Annotated in this window: 23 protein-coding genes; 16 read left to right on the top strand and 7 right to left on the bottom strand. The window is 67.8% G+C overall.

The window, feature by feature from the left end; translation table 11 throughout:
• Nucleotides 1-138 precede the first annotated feature (138 nt).
• The gene (locus ACFVHY_RS21410) at nucleotides 139-1,995 is read right to left on the bottom strand and encodes a flavin-containing monooxygenase (RefSeq protein WP_390275330.1); all 1,857 of its coding nucleotides are present in this window, start codon (nucleotides 1,993-1,995) and stop codon (nucleotides 139-141) included.
• 155 nt (nucleotides 1,996-2,150) lie between these two features.
• Between ACFVHY_RS21410 and ACFVHY_RS21415 the strand changes: the two genes are divergently transcribed.
• The gene (locus ACFVHY_RS21415) at nucleotides 2,151-3,407 is read left to right on the top strand and encodes a GAF domain-containing protein (protein WP_390275331.1); all 1,257 of its coding nucleotides are present in this window, start codon (nucleotides 2,151-2,153) and stop codon (nucleotides 3,405-3,407) included.
• Nucleotides 3,408-3,418: 11 nt separating this feature from the next.
• Here ACFVHY_RS21415 and ACFVHY_RS21420 read toward each other — a convergent pair whose 3' ends face one another.
• Nucleotides 3,419-4,105 (bottom strand): response regulator, encoded by a 687-nt coding sequence (locus tag ACFVHY_RS21420; protein ID WP_390275332.1) that lies wholly within the window; start codon nucleotides 4,103-4,105, stop codon nucleotides 3,419-3,421.
• Entirely contained in the window at nucleotides 4,102-5,274 is a 1,173-nt protein-coding gene (locus ACFVHY_RS21425; protein WP_390275333.1) for a sensor histidine kinase, read from the bottom strand. Before ACFVHY_RS21425 ends, ACFVHY_RS21420 begins: the two co-directional genes overlap by 4 nt.
• Before the next feature lie 159 nt (nucleotides 5,275-5,433).
• Between ACFVHY_RS21425 and ACFVHY_RS21430 the strand changes: the two genes are divergently transcribed.
• The 6 genes from ACFVHY_RS21430 to crcB all read left to right on the top strand — a co-directional run bounded on the left by ACFVHY_RS21430 (nucleotide 5,434) and on the right by crcB (nucleotide 10,032).
• Entirely contained in the window at nucleotides 5,434-6,075 is a 642-nt protein-coding gene (locus ACFVHY_RS21430) for a universal stress protein (protein WP_226513761.1), read from the top strand.
• A gap of 26 nt (nucleotides 6,076-6,101) precedes the next feature.
• Nucleotides 6,102-6,701: an MSMEG_1061 family FMN-dependent PPOX-type flavoprotein gene (locus ACFVHY_RS21435; protein WP_211539436.1), complete on the top strand. Its 600-nt coding sequence runs from the start codon at nucleotides 6,102-6,104 to the stop codon at nucleotides 6,699-6,701.
• A gap of 119 nt (nucleotides 6,702-6,820) precedes the next feature.
• A complete protein-coding gene (locus ACFVHY_RS21440) occupies nucleotides 6,821-8,701 on the top strand; it encodes a propionyl-CoA synthetase (RefSeq protein ID WP_390275335.1) in 1,881 nt (626 codons plus the stop codon).
• Between the two features lie 4 nt (nucleotides 8,702-8,705).
• On the top strand, nucleotides 8,706-9,188 hold the full coding sequence (locus ACFVHY_RS21445) for a DUF6790 family protein (RefSeq protein WP_390275336.1): 483 nt from the start codon (nucleotides 8,706-8,708) through the stop codon (nucleotides 9,186-9,188).
• 14 nt (nucleotides 9,189-9,202) lie between these two features.
• A complete protein-coding gene (locus tag ACFVHY_RS21450) occupies nucleotides 9,203-9,667 on the top strand; it encodes a fluoride efflux transporter FluC (RefSeq protein WP_390275337.1) in 465 nt (154 codons plus the stop codon).
• On the top strand, nucleotides 9,664-10,032 hold the full coding sequence (gene crcB / locus ACFVHY_RS21455) for a fluoride efflux transporter CrcB (protein ID WP_175404384.1): 369 nt from the start codon (nucleotides 9,664-9,666) through the stop codon (nucleotides 10,030-10,032). The genes ACFVHY_RS21450 and crcB overlap by 4 nt, the downstream gene beginning before the upstream one ends.
• Before the next feature lie 75 nt (nucleotides 10,033-10,107).
• On the opposite strand, the gene ACFVHY_RS21460 is transcribed toward crcB, so the two are convergent.
• Nucleotides 10,108-11,331: an acyl-CoA dehydrogenase family protein gene (locus tag ACFVHY_RS21460; RefSeq protein WP_068971866.1), complete on the bottom strand. Its 1,224-nt coding sequence runs from the start codon at nucleotides 11,329-11,331 to the stop codon at nucleotides 10,108-10,110.
• Nucleotides 11,332-11,364: 33 nt separating this feature from the next.
• Nucleotides 11,365-12,735 carry an acyl-CoA dehydrogenase family protein gene (locus tag ACFVHY_RS21465; protein ID WP_390275338.1) on the bottom strand — a complete coding sequence of 457 codons (1,371 nt, stop codon included), beginning with the start codon at nucleotides 12,733-12,735 and terminating at the stop codon, nucleotides 11,365-11,367.
• Between the two features lie 179 nt (nucleotides 12,736-12,914).
• On the opposite strand from ACFVHY_RS21465, the gene ACFVHY_RS21470 reads away from it, so the two are divergent.
• Both ACFVHY_RS21470 and ACFVHY_RS21475 read left to right on the top strand, forming a co-directional pair.
• Complete coding sequence (locus ACFVHY_RS21470; protein ID WP_390275339.1) at nucleotides 12,915-13,373, top strand: DUF2752 domain-containing protein; 459 nt, start codon at nucleotides 12,915-12,917, stop codon at nucleotides 13,371-13,373.
• A gap of 17 nt (nucleotides 13,374-13,390) precedes the next feature.
• On the top strand, nucleotides 13,391-14,050 hold the full coding sequence (locus ACFVHY_RS21475) for an MBL fold metallo-hydrolase (protein ID WP_390275340.1): 660 nt from the start codon (nucleotides 13,391-13,393) through the stop codon (nucleotides 14,048-14,050).
• A 151-nt stretch (nucleotides 14,051-14,201) separates the two neighbouring features.
• On the opposite strand, the gene hisN is transcribed toward ACFVHY_RS21475, so the two are convergent.
• Nucleotides 14,202-15,014 (bottom strand): histidinol-phosphatase, encoded by an 813-nt coding sequence (gene hisN, locus ACFVHY_RS21480; protein ID WP_390275341.1) that lies wholly within the window; start codon nucleotides 15,012-15,014, stop codon nucleotides 14,202-14,204.
• Between the two features lie 19 nt (nucleotides 15,015-15,033).
• Between hisN and ACFVHY_RS21485 the strand changes: the two genes are divergently transcribed.
• The 7 genes from ACFVHY_RS21485 to smpB all read left to right on the top strand — a co-directional run bounded on the left by ACFVHY_RS21485 (nucleotide 15,034) and on the right by smpB (nucleotide 20,493).
• Nucleotides 15,034-15,426, top strand: coding sequence for a hypothetical protein (locus ACFVHY_RS21485; RefSeq protein ID WP_159371254.1), 393 nt, complete (start codon nucleotides 15,034-15,036; stop codon nucleotides 15,424-15,426).
• 46 nt (nucleotides 15,427-15,472) lie between these two features.
• The gene (gene prfB, locus ACFVHY_RS21490; protein ID WP_068971868.1) at nucleotides 15,473-16,588 is read left to right on the top strand and encodes a peptide chain release factor 2; all 1,116 of its coding nucleotides are present in this window, start codon (nucleotides 15,473-15,475) and stop codon (nucleotides 16,586-16,588) included.
• Entirely contained in the window at nucleotides 16,585-17,541 is a 957-nt protein-coding gene (locus ACFVHY_RS21495) for a mechanosensitive ion channel family protein (protein ID WP_259937368.1), read from the top strand. The genes prfB and ACFVHY_RS21495 overlap by 4 nt, the downstream gene beginning before the upstream one ends.
• Nucleotides 17,541-18,185, top strand: coding sequence for a hypothetical protein (locus ACFVHY_RS21500; RefSeq protein WP_390275342.1), 645 nt, complete (start codon nucleotides 17,541-17,543; stop codon nucleotides 18,183-18,185). The genes ACFVHY_RS21495 and ACFVHY_RS21500 overlap by 1 nt, the downstream gene beginning before the upstream one ends.
• Nucleotides 18,186-18,276: 91 nt before the next feature.
• Nucleotides 18,277-18,963, top strand: coding sequence for a cell division ATP-binding protein FtsE (gene ftsE / locus ACFVHY_RS21505; protein ID WP_058253667.1), 687 nt, complete (start codon nucleotides 18,277-18,279; stop codon nucleotides 18,961-18,963).
• Nucleotides 18,964-19,017: 54 nt separating this feature from the next.
• Nucleotides 19,018-19,926, top strand: coding sequence for a permease-like cell division protein FtsX (gene ftsX, locus ACFVHY_RS21510; RefSeq protein ID WP_390275343.1), 909 nt, complete (start codon nucleotides 19,018-19,020; stop codon nucleotides 19,924-19,926).
• A 90-nt stretch (nucleotides 19,927-20,016) separates the two neighbouring features.
• A complete protein-coding gene (smpB, locus tag ACFVHY_RS21515) occupies nucleotides 20,017-20,493 on the top strand; it encodes an SsrA-binding protein SmpB (RefSeq protein WP_058253665.1) in 477 nt (158 codons plus the stop codon).
• Between the two features lies 1 nt (nucleotide 20,494).
• On the opposite strand, the gene ACFVHY_RS21520 is transcribed toward smpB, so the two are convergent.
• Nucleotides 20,495-21,022, bottom strand: coding sequence for a hypothetical protein (locus ACFVHY_RS21520; protein WP_390275345.1), 528 nt, complete (start codon nucleotides 21,020-21,022; stop codon nucleotides 20,495-20,497).
• Between the last annotated feature and the right edge of the window lie 118 nt (nucleotides 21,023-21,140).

Raw genomic sequence — 21,140 nt, forward strand, 5'->3', positions numbered from 1 at the left:
CATTCCGAACCCGGAAGCTAAGCCCTCCAGCGCCAATGGTACTGCACCCTAATCAGTGTGGGAGAGTAGGACACCGCCGAACACAATTTCAGAAATGCCCCGCAACCTTCGTGGTTGCGGGGCATTTCTTTTTGGCGATCAGCTCAGGTGGTGGACGTCTGCCAAGCCGTATACGGGCGTGGGGATTCCTTCATATCGCGCCTTGAGCTGTAGGGCGAGATAGAGCGAATAGTGTCGCGACTGGTGCAGATTTCCGCCGTGGAACCACAGGCCCGGTTGCTGGGTGGGCTTCCACATGTTCCGCTGTTCGCCCTCCCAGGGGCCCGGGTCCTTGGTCGTCTCGGAGCCGAGTCCCCACACCTTTCCGACACGGTCGGCGACCTCCTGCCCCATGAGGTCGGCGGCCCAGCCGTTCATCGATCCGTACCCCGTTGCGTAGACGACCACGTCGGCGTCGATCTCCGTCCCGTCGGCGAGCACCACCGAAGTCTCGGTGAGGTGGTCCAGTTGACCGTGGACCAGCTTGATCGTTCCGTCGGCGATGAGTTCGCTGGCGCCCACGTCGATGTAGTAGCCGGACCCGCGGCGTAGGTACTTCATGAAGAGTCCGGAGTCGTCGTCGCCGAAGTCGAGCTCGAAGCCGGCCGCCTCGAGGCGTTCGTAGAAGTCCTTGTCCTGCTCGCGGATCTGGTCGTACACGGGTACCTGGAACTGGTGCATGATCCGGTAGGGCAATGAGGCGAAGGTGAGATCGGCCTTCTTGGTCGTCATCCCGGAGGCGACCGCCTCCTCGCTGTAGAGGGAACCGAGGGCGATCGACCGCAGCGAGTCGGATTTCACGATGTGGGTCGAGGAGCGCTGCACCATCGTTGCGTCGACGCCGTTGTCGACCAGCGCCTTGCAGATGTCATGCGCGGAGTTGTTGGAGCCGATGACGACGACCTTCTTGCCGAGGTAGCCGTCCGGTCCGGGGTGTGCGCTCGAGTGGTGTTGCTCCCCGGCGAACACCTCCTGCCCGGGGACGGAAGGGACGGCAGGTTTGCCGGACATTCCCGTCGCGAGGACCAGCTGCGTCGGTTGGAGCGTGAGGCGCTCACCGTCCCGGTCGACCTCAACCGTCCACCGTGACTCGGCCTCGTCGTACTCGGCGGACAGACACGTCGTCTTGCTCCAGTACGGGACCTCCATGACCTTGGTGTAGAACTCGAGCCAGTCTCCGATCTTGTCCTTGGGTGCGAAGACCGGCCAGTTGTCGGGGAACGGCAGGTACGGGAGATGGTCGTACCAGACCGGGTCGTGCAGGCACAGCGACTTGTAGCGTTTGCGCCACTGGTCCCCGGGACGGTCATGGCGATCGACGACGACCGACGGAACGCCGAGCTGGCGGAGTCGTGCGCCGAGCGCGATACCGCCCTGCCCACCGCCGATCACGAGCACATACGGTTGCGCCGACCGTCCGAGTGACGATTCCTCGTCGGCCTTCTTCTCCGCCCAGGAACGGGTGTCGGGGTCGGAACCGTGCACCGCCCCGAGCGGTCGATCAGGGCCGGCCGACTCCTCGTGTCCCTTCAGTTCCTGCATCGTCGTCAGCAGCGTCCAGGCCTTGTCCTCCCCGGCATCGCGCCCGCCACCGTCGTCGTCGCGACGGATGCGCAGGTGTCCCTCACACCGTCCGACGGCGGTCTCGAACGCGATGAACGCCGAGACGACACCGTCCCCGTCGTCGGTTGCCGGTTCAGTGGCGGTGAAGTTCGACGGGCGGGTGTCCGCGAGACGTGCGGTCAGCATGTCGGCGATCTGCTCGTGACCTTCGACGGTCTTGATGTTCCACGTGAATGCGGTCAGGTCGCGCCAGAAGCTGTCGGTCAGAAACGCGTTCGTCGCGCGGGTGATGTCGTGTGCGGCGAGTGCGGATTCGAACTCACGCAGCCAGGCGTCGATCCGCTCCTGCGGGGTGCGGCCGAGATGGACGACCGGTTCCAATGTCTGAGTCATGATGCCTCCTCGAAATGTGCCCCGCGAACGTGATGTGGAACACAGCGGGTTGTGGACAGCAGACGCCCCGGCGCCGGGTGGCGGCAAGGGTTGCAGGGGGTTGCGAGGGGCGGGGTACGTTGTCGTCGTCTGTGACGTGACGCACAATCGAAGAGATGAACGCTTACGAGTCGGCCTCCGAGCTGGAGCCCGCGGTGCACGCCGGCGACGATCCGCGCGAGTTCGCGTCCGTTCTCAGCGCGGTTCACGACGCGGCGATGTCGGGCGGGCGCATGCCGGCGCGTCCGCGCAGCGTCATCGACGACTCGTGGCAACGACTCCGACGTGCCGGTCTGGACCCGGACGTGGACTGCGCCGGGGAACGGACGCTTCAGCTCGAGGAGCTCGAGGAACGCCGCCGACGCTCCGGCCTGGTGGAGGTCGTGGACGAGCTGGCACGTGGCCTCGAGTCGCTGATCGCCGATGGCGACAACATCCTGGTCGTCTCGGATGCCGACGGACACGTGCTGTGGCGGAGCGGGTCGTCGAAGGTGCTCACGCGCGCGGACACCCTCGGGTTCGTCGAAGGCGCCGACTGGGCCGAGGGCTCGGTGGGGACCAACGCGATCGGTACGGCGTTGATGTCCGGTCGTTCGGTGCAGGTGTTCTCGGCTGAACACTTCGTGCGGAGTCATCACTCGTGGACGTGCACCGGCGCGCCGATCAAGGACCCGCGGACCGGTGAGATGTTGGGGGTGGTCGATGTGAGTGGTCCGGCCGCCACCATCCATCCGACCACCTTGGCGCTGGTGCATGCGGTCGCCCGGCTGGCCGAATCACAACTACGCGAGAGCCACCACCGACGGCTCGATTCGCTGCGGGCGGTGGCCGCGCCGATCCTCGCCCGCATGCCCGGCCCAGCGCTGGCGGTCGACACCGACGGGTGGGTCGCCGCCGTGGACACCGTGTCCCCGCGAGCGCGACTGATCCTGCCACCGCGGCTCAGCCCCGGCCGCATCTTCGTGAATGCGTTGGGGGAGTGCGACGTCGAGGCGCTACCCGGCGGGTGGCTGGTGCGCGTCGCGGAGACGTCGGACGCATCGACCACACGGGTGATCGTGCGGGTACCGCCGGGCGCACCGGGTCTGCGAAACGTCGAGGTCACCGTCGAAGGCGCGAGCGGTGCCTGGACCCATCGCTGTTCGCCCCGGCACGGCGAGATCCTCACCCTCCTGGCGCGACGGCCCGGCGGCGTCACCGCGGCCCAGATGTCGATGCATCTGTTCGGCGTCGACGACCGGACGGTCACCGTGCGGGCCGAGATGTCCCGGCTGCGCAAGCACTTCGGTGGTCTGCTCGTGGCGGGCCCGTACCGGTTCGTCGACGGGGTCGACGTCGAGGTGCTCGCCCCTGAGGCCACCGTGCACGACTGATCTACACGGGCTCAGTCGTACTCGGCGACCACGAGCCCACGGTCGAAGGCGTACACGATCGCCGCCGCCCGGTCGCGGAGGTCGAGCTTGGTGAAGATGTGATTGATGTGGCTCTTCACGGTCACCTGCGAGATGCCGAGGGCCGCACCGATTTCCGTGTTGGTGCGGCCCCGGGCGATCAGGCGGAGGACATCGGTCTCGCGGTCGGTGAGCCCGGGCACGGTGCTCACCTGCTCGCGCCCCGACCGTCGGAACCCGTGGAGAACGCGTTCGGTCACCGCCGGGTCGAGGAACGCACCGTCGCGGACCACCGCGCGCACCGCCCAGATCAGCGCCTCGGCCGGCGAATCCTTGAGGATGAATCCGGCCGCTCCGGCGCGCAGGGCACGGGACAACAGGGCGTCGTCGTCGAAGGTGGTCAGGATCAGCACCGGGGGCGGCTCCCGCAGGGTGCGGACCATCGTGGTGGCGGTGATGCCGTCGACGTCGCGCATCCGCAGATCCATCAGGACGATGTCGGGCCGGTGCTCGGCGATCCCCGCGAGGACTCCGGAACCGTCCGCGCATTCACCCACGATGTCGAAGCCGTCGCGCAGGCGCAGGATGCGACGCAGGCCCGTACGGATGAGCTCCTGGTCGTCGACGAGGAGAACCCGGATCGGGTCGGCCGCGGGATCGGTGGGTGCGGTCGTCGTCATGCGGGCACCCCCGCGGTGATCGGTCGCGACGGCAGGCTCGCGTGAACCGACCAGGTGCCTGCCCGATGTGCTGTCTGGAGAGTGCCGCCGAGCAGTGCCGCGCGCTGGGTCATTCCCTCGATACCGGTGCCGTCGCATTCTCGTGGCCGATCCTCGGTCGCCGGGTTCTCGACCGTGAGAGCCACCGTATCGGCCACCGACACCGAGACCGAGGCCTGCTTGGCCACCGAGTGTTTGACGACGTTGGCCAGGGACTCCTGGGTGATCCGATACAGCGCCGCACCGACCGGACGTGGCAGCTCGGTGAGGTCGCCGACGAGGCTGAAGTCGATGTCGACGCCGGCCTTGCGGTAGTCCTCGACGAGCCGGACGAGGTCTCCGGCGCCCGGTGACGGGGCCGTCGTTCCCGTCGGCTCGGTCGTCCCCAATACGTGGACGATGGTGCGGATCTCGGTCATCGCCTGTCGGCCTTGGCGTTCGGCGTCGGAGAGTGCCTCCAGTGCCTCCTCGATGTCACGATCCTGTTCGAGCACGCGACGGGCGCCGGTGACGTTGAGCATGGTGATCGACAGGGAATGCGCGATGACATCGTGGATCTCGCGGGCGATCCGCTGTCGTTCGTCGCTCGCGGCGCGGTCGGCACGCTCGGCGAGCACCCGGGCCCGATTGTCGGCCAAACGCTTCTGGATCAGCATCATGTAGCCGATCAGCCAACCGCACGCGACGCCGAGCGCGTAGATGGCCGGTGACTCGAGACCGCCGACGGCGCCGAACCACACGATGACGGCGAAGCAGGCCGCCGTCACGATCAGTCCGCCGAGAAGGGGATACATCGCGGCGGCGATCGCCGCCACCAGGACGAGTTGGAGTGGGGCGGCGTCGGTGGGCGTCGGGACCATGAGGAAGCAGACCGTACTGATGATCACCGCAGAGCACGGGTACGAGGTCGGCGGCAGGGTCAGGTCGAGCACCAGCGAGAGCACGGCGAGGACGAGAGCCGCGATCACCCACCCGATCTGATCGAACGGAAAACGTTGTGCCGTCGACACCAGCGTGACCACGACGCTCGACGACAGGATCACCGCGGGGTACAGCGGTGGGTAGTCGCCGCCCGCCCGTTCGATCCGCCGGCGCAGCCCCGCGCCCATCTCCACTGTGAAGCCCGTCACCGTTCCAGGATAGTTCCGCAGAACTGCCGAACGTCCGCCTCACGGTGGATTCCGCCGTCCACCCTGGGGTGGAGAACCGGTCAACCCGCGGGATGGCGACTCGGGACGATGGCCTCCATAACGTTGTGAGCAGCGAAATCGCCGACCGAGGAGGACATCATGAGCACGCTGCGGACGCGACCCCGGCGCTGGGAGCGCCTCGAGACCCGACCAATGCCGACAGATCCCGGCCTGGCCCCGCCGATCGACGCGCGCGGCGTACCGGTGAAGAGCCACGCGGGGTTCGGCCGTCCGGTCGTCGTCGGAGTCGACGGGAGTGACGCCTCGCTGCGTGCGGTGAAGGTCGCCGTTCGACTGCTCGGCGATTCCGGCGACCTGATCCTGATCTGCGCCACGCGGCGTCGTCGGAAAGAAGCGAGCACCACGCTCCACGACGTCCTCAAGGACGAGTCCTACCTGCTCTCCGGTCAGGCGGGAGTCGACGAGACCCTGCGGACCGCCGCCGAACTCGCGAGGTGGCATGGTGCACGGACGGTGTCGACCATGAGCGAGGTCGGCGACCCGACGACGGTCCTGCACCGGGCGGCCGGACGGGTGGGGGCCGGTGCCGTCGTCATCGGTACCGGTGGGACACGACCGGGCTGGACCGCCCGACGTCTCGCCGGACGACTCGACGCCGACGTCACCCTGATCGTCACCGACGGGTCGGTCCATCTGCGCCGACGGGCGGCGCGGCTCGACGATGTCCGCGACACCACCTGGACCTTCCCGTGGCCGGCGCCCGCACCGCGACCCGCGTAGCAACGACCGCGTGACACGATGTGCAGATGCACATCACCGACGAGTCGAGGCTGCGGGAGATCGTCGGCCATCCGATGGAGATCATCCGCGACAAGGCGCGAAACTCACTCGCCGACGTCGACCGGGAATGGCTCGCGGAGTCGCCGATGGTGTTCCTGGCGACCGCCGACGAACTCGGACGGATCGACGTGTCGCCCAAGGGCGACCCGGCCGGCAAGGTCGTCCACGTCATCGACGACCGGCACATCGCGATACCCGAGCGGCCGGGCAACCGTCGTGTCGACGGCTACGTGAACATACTCCGGAACCCCAATGCGGGCACCATCTTCGTCGTACCCGGTCGCGGGGACACGCTGCGGATCAACGGCCGCGCCCGCATCGTCGACGACGCCGACTACTTCGACGACCTCACGGTCAGCGGTAAGCGACCGATCCTCGCGGTGGAGATCACCGTCGACGAGGTGTTCTACCACTGTCCCAAGGCGTTTCTCCGGTCCGATCTGTGGAAGCCGGACTCATGGCGACCCGACGCGCTGCCCTCGGTCGCGGAGATCACCCGGCGCGTGATGCCCGAAGCGGGCAACGAACGGTTCACCGAGGACAGCTTCCGTCCGTACCTCTACTGACCCGCCGACGGTGCGGGCGCGGGATCGAACACGGTGTCCCCGGTCACCCCGATACCCTCGAAGGGCGATGCGGCACCGACGACACCGGTGCCCTCACCGACGACGTCGAAGGGATGGCCATGGGCCGGTACATCGAAGCGTTCACACGGGCAGCCGACGATCGGGAGGCGTTCTGGCTCGACGCCGCCACCGGCGTCGAATGGATCACCCCACCCACCTCCGCACTCGACGACTCGGCCGCCCCGCTCTACCGCTGGTTCCCGGACGCGACGCTGAACACCTGCGCCAACGCCCTTGATCGCCATGTGTCGGCGGGACACGGCGACCGGACCGCGTTGATCTGGGATTCGGCGATGGTGGGCGAGGTCCGTCGGTACTCCTACGCCGAACTGCTCGACGAGGTCTCGCGATTCGCCGGTGTCCTCTCCGAGCAGGGGATCGGTTACGGCGATCGCGTGGTGATCTACATGCCGATGATCCCCGAGGCGGCCGTCGCGATGCTGGCGTGCGCGCGGATCGGCGCGGTGCACTCGGTGGTGTTCGGTGGGTTCGCCGCCCGTGAGCTCGCGACCCGTATCGACGACGCCGAGCCGGTCGCCGTCCTCACCGCCTCGGGCGGTCTGGAACCGGGCCGGGTCGTCGAGTATCTGCCGATGGTGGCCAAGGCCATCGAGTTGTCGGCCACGCCGCCGCGTGTCGTCATCGTCAAGGACCGTCCCGAGATCGGTGGTGCCGCAGCAGATCACGAGGGATGGCTCGACTGGGACGACGCGCTCGCCGGGGCCGATCCGGTCGAGCCGGTTCCGGTGAAGGCCACCGATCCGCTGTACATCCTCTACACCTCGGGGACCACCGGAAAGCCCAAGGGCGTCGTCCGCGACAACGGCGGACATGCGGTGGCCCTGACATGGTCGATGGCGAACATCTACGACATCGCCGCCGGCGACGTGTGGTGGACCGCCTCGGATGTCGGGTGGGTCGTCGGACACTCCTACATCGTGTACGGGCCCCTGCTCGTCGGAGCGACATCGGTGATGTACGAGGGCAAGCCGGTCGGTACCCCGGACGCGGGCGCGTTCTGGCGTGTCATCGGCGAGCACGGGGTGAAGGCGTTGTTCACCGCACCCACCGCGATCCGCGCCATCCGCAAGGCGGACCCGGACGCCACCGAACTGAGCAAGTACGACGTGTCCTCGGTCGAGACGTTGTTCGCGGCGGGCGAGCGACTCGACCCGGACACGTTCACGTGGGCCTCGGAGGTGCTCGGTGTCCCGGTCGTGGACCACTGGTGGCAGACCGAGACCGGTTGGGCCATCGCGGCGAATCTCCGTGGGCTGGAACCGATGCCGATCAAGGCGGGCTCGCCGACGGTCGCCGTTCCCGGCTACCGCGTGGGCGTCGTCGACGCCGAGGGCAATTCGCTGGGCCCGGGCGAGGAGGGCAACATCGTCATCGGTCTGCCGCTGCCGCCCGGAACCCTCGCCGGGTTGTGGCGCGACGAGGAGCGGTACCGCAAGTCGTATCTGTCGGCGTTCGACGGCTTCTACCTGACCGGCGACTCCGGTTACGTCGATGCCGACGGTTACGTGTTCGTTCTCGGCAGGTCCGACGACGTGATCAACGTTGCCGGACACCGGCTCTCGACGGGCAGTATCGAGGCGGTGGTGGCGTCGCACCCGGCGGTGGCCGAGTGCGCGGTCATCGGCATCCACGACGAACTGAAGGGCCAGCGTCCCAGCGGGTACGTGGTGCTCAAGTCCGGCGTCGACATCGACGCCGAGACACTGCGCACCGAACTCGTGGCCATGGTGCGCGACGAGATCGGGGCCGTCGCGACGTTCCGCGACGTGACGGTGGTGCCGGCGCTGCCGAAGACACGGTCGGGCAAGATCCTCCGAAAGACCATGCGGCAGATCGCCGACCACGAGGAGTACACCGTGCCCTCCACCATCGAGGACCCCGATGTCCTGACCGCGCTGGCCGCACAACTCGAGGGCTGAGTCGATGCTCGATGGTGTGCTTCGCACCGCGATCCGGCTGGTGCCGTTCGTCGGGCTGGTCGGCACGATCATCACCACGATCGTCGACGTGTCGACCCCGGGTGGTGACCTGGGCCGGGATCTGCTCGAGAACTCCGTGTTGTGGATGATCGGTGTACAGGGATGGATGACCGGGTGCGGCCACATGTTCTTCGGCGAGCCGATCGCCGAGTCGATCGGGTGGCCCCCGAAGACGCCGTGGCAATGGGAGGTCGGGCTCGCCAGCCTGGCGACGGGTGTCTTGGGCGTGATCGCATCGGGTTTCGGTGACGAGTTCACCCTCGCCACCATCATCGCGTTCTCGGTGTTCTACCTGGGCGCCGCGGTCGGGCACGTACGGGAGATGGTGACCCGGCGTAATTTCAAGGCGGGCAACGCCGGTCCCATCTTCTTCTTCGACGTGCTGGTACCGATCTACCTGATCGTGTTGTACGCGTCGGTCACGTAGCGGAGACTTGGCGCGTGCACCGAGACGAGCACCGCGAACTCCCGGTCGATCCGGACGAACGCCCTGTGCACCTGCGTGTGCAGGCCGTCGCCTGGGTGTTCGCCGGCGGGATTCTCGGCACCGGGCTCCGGCTGTGGGCCGAGAACTCGTTCCCGGCCGTCGAAGGGCGGTGGCCCTGGGCCACTTTCGGGGTGAACGTCGCCGGCGCGTTCGTGCTGGGAGCGTTGCTCGAGTTGCTGATGCGTTCGGGACCCGACGACGGATGGCGCCAGCGCATCCGTCTCTTCGGCGGCACCGGCATCTGTGGGGCGCTGACCACCTATAGCACCTTCGCGCTGGAGATCACCGAACTGACACGGGCTTCGGCGGTCGTGACCGCAATCATGTATGCGGTGCTGAGCGTGGTGCTGGGGGTTCTCGCGGCGGGTTGCGGGATCGGAGTCGCATCGACGATCGCCGGGCGGAGGGAACGGTCGTGATCGCGTTCGCCGTGATGGTGGCGGGAGCGCTCGGTGCCGTCACCCGGTTCGTCGTCGACGGAGCTATTCGACACCGATGGCCGTCGACGACACCCTGGGGCACCTTCGCGATCAACGTCAGCGGGTCGGCACTGCTGGGTGTGCTCGCCGGTCTCGTCGTCTTCCACGGGGCGCCGCACGACTGGCAGCTGGTCCTCGGGACCGGATTCTGCGGTGGCTACACGACTTTCAGCACGGCTGCGTTCGAGACGGTGCGGCTGGGGCAGCAGGAGGACAGGTGGCGGTCCGCCGCGTACGCCGTCGGAACGCTCGTCGCGTCGGTGTTCGCGTGTGCGGCCGCCGTGTGGGTGGTGTGGCTCGTCTGATCGCCGGCCCACGAACGACTCGGCCCCGCGACGGGAGCTCCGTCGCGGGGCCGAGATGCTCTCTGCCTCAGATGATCACTTGAGTTCGGCGCTGCTCTTGTTCAGCACCCGCCGGGCGATGATCAGATTCTGGATCTGCTGCGTCCCCTCGAAGATGTCGAGGATCTTGGAGTCGCGCGCCCACTTCTCCACCAGCAAGCGCTCCGAGTAGCCGAGGGTGCCGGTGAGTTCGACGACCTTGTTGGTGACGTCGGTGGCGGTGCGGCCCGCCTTCGCCTTGGACATCGACGCCTCGGTCGAGTTCGGCTGCTTGTTGTCGGCCATCCAGGCGGCCCGCATGGTGTGCAGGTACGCGGCCTCGAAATCAGCCTCCATGCGCAGGAATTCGGCAGCGGCGGCGTGCTGGTCGGCGGCAGGCCGATCGTAGTCGACCTCGATGCCGGCCTCGTCGAGAATCGCGCGCAGTTCCTCGAGCGCGGCACGCGTCACGCCGACGGCCATACCGGCCACCAGCGGACGGGTGTTGTCGAAGGTCTGCATGACCCCGCCGAAGCCCTTCTTGGTGTCGACCTCGGGTGAGCCGAGCAGGTTCTCCTTCGGAATCCGGCAGTTCTCGAAGCGGATCGCCGCGGTGTCGGAGACCTTGATGCCCAGCTTGTGCTCGAGGCGTTCGACGGTGACACCCGGATGGGTACGCGGCACCACGAAGCTCTTGATGGCGGCGCGGCCGGCGCTCTTGTCGACGGTCGCCCAGACGACGATGTGGGTGGCGCGGGATCCCGCTGTCACGTAGATCTTCTCGCCGTTGATGACGTATTCGTCGCCGTCGAGGGTGGCGGTGGTCGAGACGGCGGCCGAGTCGGAGCCGAAGCCGGGCTCGGTGATGGCCATGGCCGCCCACACCTTGCCGAAGCGCTCGAGCTGCTCGTCGGTCGCGACGGCGGCGATCGCCGAGTTCCCCAGTCCCTGATAGGGAATCGAGAGCATGAGGCCGACATCGCCCCAGGAGGTCTCCATCACGTTGACGACGGACTGCATGTTGCCGCCGTTGACCACGGCGCCCTCGGCCTTGGGCTTGTCTTTCTTCTGTTGGCTACGTCCGCCGTCGGCGCCCGCACCGGCCTGTCCGGTCTCGGACAGACCGTCGTACAGGCTGGCGAGGGTGTCGAGCTCGACGGGGTAGTCGTGCTCGCGCAGGTCGTACTTGCGCGAGATGGGCCGGAAGATCTCCGCGGCGGCCTGATGGGCCTGGTCGACGGTGACGCGCAGCTTCTTCGGGAGTTCGAGATTGATGCTCATGAGAGGTTCTTTCGCTACGTTCGCAAAACGCGGTCAGAGGACGACGATGCCTTCGCCGATGCCGGCACCGCGGAGATCGCGGTACCAGCGCTCGACGGGGTGTTCCTTGGTGAAGCCGTGGCCGCCGAGCAGCTGGACGCCGTCGAGGCCGATCTGCAGCCCCTTGTCGATGGTCAGCTTGCGCGCCAGTGCGGCTTCGCGGGGAAAGGACAGACCCTGCTCGGCGCGCGCGGCACCGCGCAGCGTGACGAGGCGGATCGAGTCGACCTCGGTCGCCATCGTGGCGACCATGAAGGCCACCGCCTGACGGTTGGAGATCGGCTCGCCGAACGCCTCGCGCTCGTTGACGTAGGGGATCACGTAGTCGAGGACGGCGCGTGCGGTGCCCGCGGCCAGCGCCGACCAGCCCAGCCGGGACAGGCGAACGACGTCGCGGTACGCCGACGTCGCGGCGTCGGCCTCGCCGCCGATGATGGCGGTCGCCGGGACGGCGACGTCCTGCAGCAGCAGACGACCCATGCCCGCGGCGCGCACGCCCATGCCCGGGTCGGCCTCGACGATCAGACCCTTCGTGTCGGATTCGACGATGAAGAGGGCCGGCTTGCCGTCGAGCTGGGCGCCGACGATGAACAGTTCCGACGAGCCGGCGGCCGGGACGAAGGACTTGACACCATTGAGACGGAACCCGCTCGGCACGCGAGTTGCCTTGGTGCTCAACGAGAAGGCGTCGAACAGCGGACGCGGCTCGGCGATGACGACCGCGGACTGGGGCACGTTCTCCCCGGCGAAGTCGGGCAGGTAGGTGCGCTGCTGCTCGTCGGTACCGAAGTTGGTCAGGGTGGTGGCCACGCCACTCGGCGCGAGGAGCGGAAGCGCCAGGCCCATGTCGCCGTAGGCCATCGCCTCGGCGACGAGCGCGTTGGTGACGACCCCGCGTTCGGAGGCGGCGCCCTCGAACTCCTCGGGGACGTTGATCATGGTGATGCCGAGCTCGGCAGACCGCTTGACCAGGTCTTCGGGGGCCGCCGCGGCGGCGTCGGCGTCGTGTGCGGCCGGACGCAGGAGCTCGGTGGCGAACTCCTTCACCGTCTCGGCGATCATCTGCTGTTCGTCGTCGGGGGTGAGGTTGAAGTAGTCCTTGGGCGTGCTGGTGAGACGCTTGGCCTGGCCGGAGCCGCCGCCCTGAGCGGCCTTGAACGCGCGGTTCGCCGCCCCGAGGGTCTGGAAACCGGTCTTGGTGCCCTGGTAGGCGATGCGGTTGATGGGTTCGCGGATCTTGTACTTCTCGGCGAACTCGGAACCCGTCACCGTGGTCAGGACGCGCATCGCGGTGCCGATGAAGTTGCGCGGGTGCGGGTTGCGGCCGACTGCGGAGGTGTCGCGCGGTTCGGTGTGGGTTGTCATGATCACCAGCCGTTTCTTTCCAGTCGCCCCGGTGGGGGTCTGTGCGTGGATCCACGTGTGGGTGGAGGGTCGATGCGACCTATCTTACTCGGTAGTAAGTCCATACCTTACTTCGGAGTAAGAAGTTTGTCACGCACTTGCCCGACACCACCGTTCCGCACACCCGCTACGCTGGCCGCATGACCCTCGATCACCGCCGCGAACAGGGCTTATCAGGCACTCAGGTGGTGGGCGCGACGACCGTCGCGGTGGTCGGTGCCGCCGCGCTCGGCGCCGCGTGTGTGTTCAGTCCGGGTGGTGTGGAGAGCGGACCGCCGCTGTGTCCGTTCGCGGTGATGACCGGCCTTCCGTGTCCCGGCTGCGGACTCACCCGGAGCTGGGTTGCGTTCATGCACGGCGACGTCGGGTCCGCGTTCACGTTCAATGCCTTCGGTCCGGTGTTCCTGGTGCTGACCGCGGTGACCGTCGTCGCGGCGACGGTCACCCTGGTGCGCCGTCGCGGGGCGCCGCTCGCCGGTTGGCGCGACCGTGTGCTCGGACCCGTCGGCGCCGTCCTGCTGGGGGTGTGGCTGACCTACGGTTTCGTGCGAATCCTCGACGCCGCGTTCGGGTGGGGGTTCTTCCCGGTCGTCGTGTGAACGGGCACAGTGGAGTCATGCAGATCACCCACTTCGGCCATTCCTGTCTGCTCGTCGAGATCGACGGGACCAAGGTGCTCTTCGACCCGGGAAACTTCTCGCACGGGTTCGTCGGCATCGACGATCTCGACGCGATCCTGATCACCCACCAGCATCCCGACCACTGCGACGTCGCGAAGCTGCCCGACCTCGTCGCCGCGAACCCCGACGCGATCCTCTACGCCGATCCCCAGACGACCAAGCAGCTCAACGACGACGACGTGGCCGGCGCGTGGACGGCCGCCCGCAGCGGCGACCAGATCGAGATCGGTTCGCTCACCGCGCGTTTCACCGGCGGCCGGCATGCCGTCATCCATCCCGAGATCCCGGTCATCGACAACGTCGCCTATGTCCTCGGGACCGCCGACCAGCCGGGGCAGTTCATGCATCCGGGGGACTCGTTCTACATTCCGTTCGAGCATGTCGATGTCCTCGCGCTGCCGTCGGCCGCGCCGTGGATGAAACTCAGCGAATCGGTCGACTACCTCCGGGCGATGGCGCCGCGCGTCGCCGTCCCCATCCATCAGGCGGTCCTGTCCGATGCCGGCAGCGGCATCCACTACGGGCGACTCGCGGACATGAAGGACGACGCGACCGAGTTCACGGTGCTGGAGAAGGAAAGCGCCACGCAGGTGTGAGTGGCCGGGAGGTGGCTTCGACTCGGTTCGTCGCTGCGCTCCTCACCGGCTCAACCAGCGAGGGGGGCTTGCGAGCGGGCTCCCTCCGGTCCCTGAGGAGCGAGCTTGCGAGCGGGCTCCCTCCGGTCCCTGAGGAGCGAGCTTGCGAGCGTCACGAAGGGTCGACGCGCAGCGCCCTCAGCACCTCGTCGTGCAGCAGTCCGTTGCTGGCGATCGCACTGCCGCCGGCGGGTCCGGGCGTGCCGTCGAGGGCGGTGAAGCGTCCGCCTGCCTCGCGGACCAGGATGTCGAGCGGCGCCAGGTCCCACAGCGAGACCTCGGGTTCGGCGGTCACGTCGACCGCACCTTCGGCGACGAGGCAGTAGTTGAAGAAGTCGCCGTAGCCGCGCACGCGCCACACCCGGTCGGTGAGGTCGATGAATTTCTCGCGGATGCCGCGATCGGCCCAGCCGGACAGGCTCGAGAACGCGAGGCTGGCCGACCCGAGGTCGGCCACTCCCGACACCGACAGGCGTCGGACATCCTCGTCGTCGAAGCGAACGTGTGCACCGAGACCTGTTGCCGCCCACCAGCGTCGGCGAAGTGCCGGTGCCGAGACAACCCCGACCGTGGGCACGCCGTCGATGAGGAGTGCGATCAGCGTGGCCCATACCGGGACGCCGCGGACGAAGTTCTTGGTCCCGTCGATGGGATCGACGACCCACTGCCGCCCGGAGAGCACGGCGTCGCCGCCGAACTCCTCACCGAGCACGGTGTCGGCGGGGCGGCGGGCCGAAAGGCGTTCGCGGATCAGGGTTTCGCACGCCAGGTCGGCATCGGACACCGGTGTGAGATCCGGCTTGTCGTCCACCTTCAGGTCCACGGCGCCGAAGCGGTCCATGGTGAGCGCGTCGGCGGAGTCGGCGAGGGACAGCGCGAGCTCGAGGTCATCGCTGAACGTCGTCGGACCGGGAGGGACGGACATGCCCGGTAGGGTAGCTGTCATGTTGCTGACCGTGACGTTCACCCTGTTGATCGCGGCTCTCGTGGTGGTGCTGGTGGTGCAGTGGCAGCGCGGCCGCAACCCGCAGCCGATGTCGGCGGCCAAGGCCTCCCAGTTCGTACAGGGCACGTTCACGGTCGTCGGGGTCTCCGACCGCGACGACGAGCCGACCAAGAGCGCGGCCGACAAGGACGGAAACCGGTTCTGCACCATCTCCGGGACGATCGTCGGTCCCGAGACCAGTCCGACCGAGGTGTACGGGACGCTCGTGCTGGGCGCGGGCGACCCCTGGCCCCAGGTCGGCGACGATCTGCCGGTCCTCTACAAACCGCAGAAGGCCGCGACGTCGTGGCGGTTCGGGGTGATGCCCGAAGCCGGTCCCGGCCCTCTGTAGATCCGCCGGGCGCTGACGCGCCCGACTGTCGGTACTCTGGATAACCGTGCATCCCGACGTGACCGCAGACCTCGACTCCCTCGACGCCACCTTGACCACCGTGGAGAAGGTGCTCGATCTCGAGGAGCTGCGTCGTCGCATCGACGAGCTAGAGATGCAGGCCTCGGACCCGGACCTCTGGAACGACCAGGACCATGCCCAGAAGGTGACCAGCGAGCTCTCGCACGCCCAGTCGGAGTTCCGCAAGGTCTCCGAGTTGCGGCAGCGCCTCGAGGATCTACCCGTGCTCTACGAGCTCGCCGAGGCCGAAGAGGGTGACGACAAGACGGCTGCGCTGGCCGACGCCGATGCCGAACGTGAGAGCCTGCGGACCGACATCGAGGCGATGGAGGTCAAGACGATGCTCGCCGGCGAGTACGACTCGCGCGACGCCGTCGTCAACATTCGCTCCGGCGCGGGCGGCGTCGACGCGGCGGACTGGGCGCAGATGCTGATGCGCATGTACATCCGATGGGCCGAGCAGAAGGGCTACGGCGTCGAGGTCTACGACACCTCCTACGCCGAAGAAGCGGGCCTCAAGAGCGCGACCTTCGCGGTGAAGGCCCCGTACATGTACGGCACGCTGTCGGTCGAGCAGGGCACCCACCGGCTCGTGCGTATCAGCCCGTTCGACAACCAGAGCCGACGCCAGACGTCGTTCGCCGAGGTCGAGGTGCTGCCGGTGGTGGAGACCACCGACCACATCGACGTCGACGAGAACGACATCAAGGTCGACGTCTACCGCTCGTCGGGCCCCGGCGGGCAGTCGGTCAACACGACCGACTCCGCGGTCCGGCTGACCCACATCCCCACCGGCATCGTCGTGACCTGTCAGAACGAGAAGAGTCAGCTGCAGAACAAGGCGTCGGCCATGCGCGTGCTGCAGGCCAAGCTGCTCGACCGCAAGCGGCAGGAGGAGCGCGCCGAACTCGACGCCCTGAAGGGTGACGGTGGTTCGAGCTGGGGCAACCAGATGCGCTCCTACGTGCTGCACCCGTATCAGATGGTGAAGGACCTGCGGACCGGCGTCGAGGACAACAATCCGACGTCGGTGCTCGACGGGGAGCTGGACAAGTTCATCGAGGCCGGGATCCGCTGGCGGATGGCGACCGCCGAAGCGTGATCGCCTCACCCGCCGACCTCGTGCTGGCCGCTGAGCCGAGCCCGACCGAACTGCTCCTCGGTCGGGTCTACGTCTGGCTGGTCACCAGCGGCCTGGAGATCGTGATCTGGATTCTGGGCGCGGTCCTGCTGGCCCGCCTGATCCGCTGGTTCGCCGACAAATACGCCTCGCGCGTGGATTCGCGGTTCTCGACCAGCGATCTCATCGTGCAGACCGAAGACGCCAAGCATCGTCGGGCGCTGGTCGATGTCGTCGCCTGGACGCTGATCGTGGTGATCGCGATCATCGTCATCATCCACACGCTGTCGGTGTTCGGAATCCCGTTGAGCGGGTTGACCGGTCCGACCGCCGTGATCGGTGCCGCCCTCGGCTTCGGCGCGCAGCGCATCGTGCAGGACATCCTCGCCGGGTTCTTCGTGGTCGCCGAGAAGCAGTACGGCTACGGCGACGTGGTCAACCTGACCGTCACGGGCAATGCGCCGGCGGAGGGGACCGTGGAGGACGTGACCCTGCGGGTGACCAAGCTGCGTACCGCGGAAGGTGAGGTCATCACCGTCCCGAACGGTCAGATCGTCAAGGCGACCAACCTGTCCAAGGACTGGGCGCGAGCCGTCGTCGACGTGCCGGTGCCGTCCGAGGCCGACATCGGGCTCGTCAACGACACACTCGACCGGGTTGGCCGGGAGTTCTACGCGCTGCCGCGATGGCACGACCTGCTGCTCGACGCGCCGTCGTCGCTCGGGGTCATCAGCCTCGAGCTCGACGCGATCACCGTGCGCATGGTGACCCGGACGCTGCCGGGCAAGCAGTTCGAGGTCGGCCGTGCGCTGCGCGTCCACATCATCCGGGCGTTGGCGCGGGAGGGGATCAACGTGCCCGCCCGCGAGGTCCGTTCCGCGGGCGGACCACCCGCCACGCACGCCGACCAGGGCAATCGGGACGGGGGAGACTGATGGCGGACTCGAACATCCCCGGCCGGAACACGCCCGGCCGCGACGGGCCCGGTGGGAACCACGCCGGTCGGCCCATCCCCGGCGCCGACGACCCGACCCAGATCATTCCGACGCAGGGGATTCCCGCGCAGGGGCCTCCCACGCAGGGGACTCCCACACAGAGCGAACCCATTCAGGGCGATCCCACCCAGAGCATCCCCCCGCAGGACCCGCCACCACAGGAGTCGCCGGACCGCTCCGACGACAGGCGGCGGCGGTTCGACTGGGGGCACGTGGCGCGGACCCGGATCCGGACCAGCACCGCGATTCTCGTCGCCGTGTTCCTGGCGTGCTGCGTGCTCTACGGGTACACCTCGCAGCGCTACGGCGTCGTCGCACCGGCACCAGCTCGGCCCGCCCCGACGACATCGCAGACGGTGGAGCCGACGTACGAGGCGCCGCCGTCCACGTCGTCGACGACCACCACCACCGAATCGTCGACCACCGAGCCCGCCGGTGGCGTCGACGGAACCGAGGGCTCGTCGACGGACGGGACACAGACGCAGACCCCGAGCACCAGCCGCGACACCATCCCGGGACTGCCGGGCCTCCCGTTCCCGAATTTCGGCGGACAGACGCCGACCACCACGGTCCCGACACGCTGACCCGGCGGGGAACTCGCTGGTCACGCGGGTGGCCGAGCTGGGGCGTCGTGCCTGAACGCACTCTCAGGAGTCGTCGTTACACTGGCACATCGTGATCAAGCTGGAGAACGTCACGATGCAGTACAAGGCGTCCAGTCGACCCGCTCTGCGAGATCTGAGCTTCGAGGTCGACAAGGGGGAGTTCGCGTTCCTGATCGGTCCGTCGGGATCGGGTAAGTCGACGTTCTTCCGTCTGCTCCTCAAGGAGGACCGCCCGACGAGCGGCGAGGTGTACCTCGGGGAGTTCCACGTCAACCGACTGAAGGCGCGCAGCGTGCCGAAGCTGCGGCAGTCGATCGGGTGTGTGTTCCAGGACTTCCGTCTGCTCCAGAAGAAGACGGTGGCCGAGAACGTCGCGTTCGCGCTCGAGGTGATCGGCCGGCCTCGCTCCACCATCCAGCGTGTGGTGCCGGAGGTGCTCGAGTACGTCGGCCTCGAAGGCAAGCACGATCGCATGCCGAACGAGTTGTCCGGCGGCGAGATGCAGCGCGTGGCCATCGCCCGCGCCATCGTGAACCGTCCGCTGGTGCTCCTGGCCGACGAGCCCACCGGCAACCTCGATCCCGAGACCAGCGAGGAGATCGTCGACGTCCTCGACCGGGTCAACCGCCGCGGCACCACGGTGGTGATGGCCACCCACGACCGGCACATCGTCGACGCGATGCGACGACGGGTTCTCGAGTTCGACAGCGGCCAACTCGTCCGCAACGACCCGCAGGGCGTGTACGGAATCGGCTGACGCGCAGCCCGACCCGACACACTTCCCCGAGACCCAAGGACTGTCTGAGCAGACATGCGAGCGAATTTCATCATCAGCGAGGTTCTCCACGGACTCCGCCGCAACGCGACCATGACCATCGCGATGATCATCACCACCGCGATCACGCTGGGAATGTTCGGCGGTGGGCTCCTGGTGATCCAGATGGCGGACAAGAGTCAGCAGATCTTCCTCGACCGGGTGGAGATGGAGTTCTATCTCAATCCCGAGGTGACCGAACGCGATCCGCAGTGCGAGTCCGACCCGTGCGCCCAGCTTCGCCGCGGGCTCGAGAACGAACCCGGCGTCACCTCGGTGACCTACCTCGACAAGGACGAGGCCTTCAAACGCGCGAAGGAGATCTTCGCGAACAACCCCGATCTCGCCGAGAACATCGTCGAGGGCACGCTGCCGGCCTCGCTGCGCGTGCGGGTGGCCGATCCCGGCCAGTTCGACGCGGTGCTCACCAAGTACGCGACGCGGAAAGACCTGGGGGTGGACGCCTTCAAGGACGACCGTAAGCTCGTGCAGCGGATCTTCAGCGTCCTCGACGGCGTCCGCAACGCGACCTTCGCCATCGCCTCGGTCCTGGCGATCGCCGCCATCCTGTTGATCATCAACACGGTTCAGGTCGCGGCGTTCACCAGACGGACCGAGGTGTCGATCATGCGCCTCGTCGGCGCGACCCGCTGGTACACCCAGTTACCGTTCCTGCTCGAGGCGGTGGTGTCGGCCTTCGTCGGCTCGATGCTGGCCATCGGCGGTCTGTTGCTGGCCAAGAAGTTCTTCTTCGACAACGCGTTACGCGAGCTGTACGGGGTCAGCTTCTTCGCCCGGATCGAGCTGACCGACGTGCTGTTCGTCGCACCGTGGCTGGTGCTCGGCGGAATTGTGTTGGCGGGTGCGACCGCGTATGTCACGCTTCGTGTCTATGTCCGGGAATGATCGGTCCGTCCGGGCGGTTCGGATTGCCGGCGATCAGCTACCGGTCGGTCACCAATACGACAATCGACCACACTACGAGGAGGTGAGTGCATGCCGAAGGAAAAGGGACGCAATGTGATCGCGTCCAACCGCAAGGCGCGGCACAACTACGCCATCCTCGACGTCTACGAGGCCGGCGTCGTCCTGGTCGGCACCGAGGTGAAAAGCCTGCGGGCGGGCAAGGCCTCGCTGGTCGACGCGTTCGCGACGATCGACGACGGCGAGGTGTGGCTTCATGCCCTGCACATCGCCGAGTACGGCAACGGCTCCTGGACCAACCACTCGGTCCGCCGCAAGCGCAAACTGCTGATGCACCGACGCGAGATCGACAACCTCGTCGGCAAGATCCGCGACGGCAACCTCACGCTGGTGCCGCTGTCGATGTACTTCAACGACGGCAAGGTGAAGGTCGAGCTCGCGCTGGCCCGCGGCAAGCAGGCGCACGACAAGCGCCAGGACATCGCCAAGCGCACCGCCCAGCGTGAGGTCGAACGTGAGGTCGGCCGCCGCGTGAAGGGCATGGGCTGACTCACGCGCCGGTGTCGGCCTGACCCTGTTGCTCAGTCGGCGTTCCCGGCGACGTGTTCGGCCCGTTTTGGTCGTCGGGCTCGGAGCCGCTCTCACCGTCCTGGTTCTGTCGGCCCGGCAGGCCGCCCATCCCGGGCCCACCCATCTGCGGTCCACCCATCTGGGTACCGCCGCCCATTCCGGGCCCGTTGCCGCCCTGCTGCCAGACGGCGGCCGGCGACGGCCGCTCGGGCGTCGTGTTGTCCCCGGTGATGTAGCCGGCGCCGAAGCCGAGTGCGCCCGCGACGATGGCCAGCCCGGCTGCACCGGCGATCAGGGCCGACCGGGCCGGTGCTGTATTCGGGGCCACCGGGTGCGGTTCGGCGACCGGGCCGTGGGCGGCGGCAGAGCCGCTTGAGTCGATGGACGGGTGGGGGGCCGTTGCCAGCGTCGACTCCGGGCTGATCGGCGTGGTCGCGGCGTCGTCAGATGTCTTGGGTGCCGGGGACGCGCGGTCGGGTTCGTGCTCGCCCAGGGGCTGGGACGTCATGTCGGTCTCACTCTCGTCGGTCGGCCGAGTCCGTCCTCGGCTCACGAGGTCTCCACGATCCCGGCGCTGTCTTGGTCGACGCTGTCGGTCAGCTGTGAATGTGCTGGTGGCCGCGGCA

This window comes from Gordonia sp. NPDC127522 (assembly GCF_042672305.1).
GTDB classification, from domain to species: Bacteria; Actinomycetota; Actinomycetes; order Mycobacteriales; family Mycobacteriaceae; genus Gordonia; species Gordonia hongkongensis.

Excerpts from the sequence above, each read along its gene's own strand:
- ACFVHY_RS21485 (WP_159371254.1), top strand. The coding sequence starts at position 15,034 with ATGTTGCTGACCGTGACGTTCACCCTGTTGATCGCGGCTCTCGTGGTG.
- ACFVHY_RS21500 (WP_390275342.1), top strand. The coding sequence starts at position 17,541 with ATGGCGGACTCGAACATCCCCGGCCGGAACACGCCCGGCCGCGACGGG.
- smpB (WP_058253665.1), top strand. The coding sequence starts at position 20,017 with ATGCCGAAGGAAAAGGGACGCAATGTGATCGCGTCCAACCGCAAGGCG.
- hisN (WP_390275341.1), bottom strand. The coding sequence starts at position 15,014 with ATGTCCGTCCCTCCCGGTCCGACGACGTTCAGCGATGACCTCGAGCTC.
- ftsX (WP_390275343.1), top strand. The coding sequence starts at position 19,018 with ATGCGAGCGAATTTCATCATCAGCGAGGTTCTCCACGGACTCCGCCGC.
- ACFVHY_RS21420 (WP_390275332.1), bottom strand. The coding sequence starts at position 4,105 with ATGACGACGACCGCACCCACCGATCCCGCGGCCGACCCGATCCGGGTT.
- ACFVHY_RS21430 (WP_226513761.1), top strand. The coding sequence starts at position 5,434 with ATGAGCACGCTGCGGACGCGACCCCGGCGCTGGGAGCGCCTCGAGACC.
- ACFVHY_RS21410 (WP_390275330.1), bottom strand. The coding sequence starts at position 1,995 with ATGACTCAGACATTGGAACCGGTCGTCCATCTCGGCCGCACCCCGCAG.
- ACFVHY_RS21465 (WP_390275338.1), bottom strand. The coding sequence starts at position 12,735 with ATGACAACCCACACCGAACCGCGCGACACCTCCGCAGTCGGCCGCAAC.
- ACFVHY_RS21440 (WP_390275335.1), top strand. The coding sequence starts at position 6,821 with ATGGGCCGGTACATCGAAGCGTTCACACGGGCAGCCGACGATCGGGAG.
- ACFVHY_RS21445 (WP_390275336.1), top strand. The coding sequence starts at position 8,706 with ATGCTCGATGGTGTGCTTCGCACCGCGATCCGGCTGGTGCCGTTCGTC.
- ACFVHY_RS21435 (WP_211539436.1), top strand. The coding sequence starts at position 6,102 with ATGCACATCACCGACGAGTCGAGGCTGCGGGAGATCGTCGGCCATCCG.
- ACFVHY_RS21520 (WP_390275345.1), bottom strand. The coding sequence starts at position 21,022 with ATGACGTCCCAGCCCCTGGGCGAGCACGAACCCGACCGCGCGTCCCCG.
- ACFVHY_RS21470 (WP_390275339.1), top strand. The coding sequence starts at position 12,915 with ATGACCCTCGATCACCGCCGCGAACAGGGCTTATCAGGCACTCAGGTG.
- ACFVHY_RS21415 (WP_390275331.1), top strand. The coding sequence starts at position 2,151 with ATGAACGCTTACGAGTCGGCCTCCGAGCTGGAGCCCGCGGTGCACGCC.
- ACFVHY_RS21460 (WP_068971866.1), bottom strand. The coding sequence starts at position 11,331 with ATGAGCATCAATCTCGAACTCCCGAAGAAGCTGCGCGTCACCGTCGAC.
- ACFVHY_RS21475 (WP_390275340.1), top strand. The coding sequence starts at position 13,391 with ATGCAGATCACCCACTTCGGCCATTCCTGTCTGCTCGTCGAGATCGAC.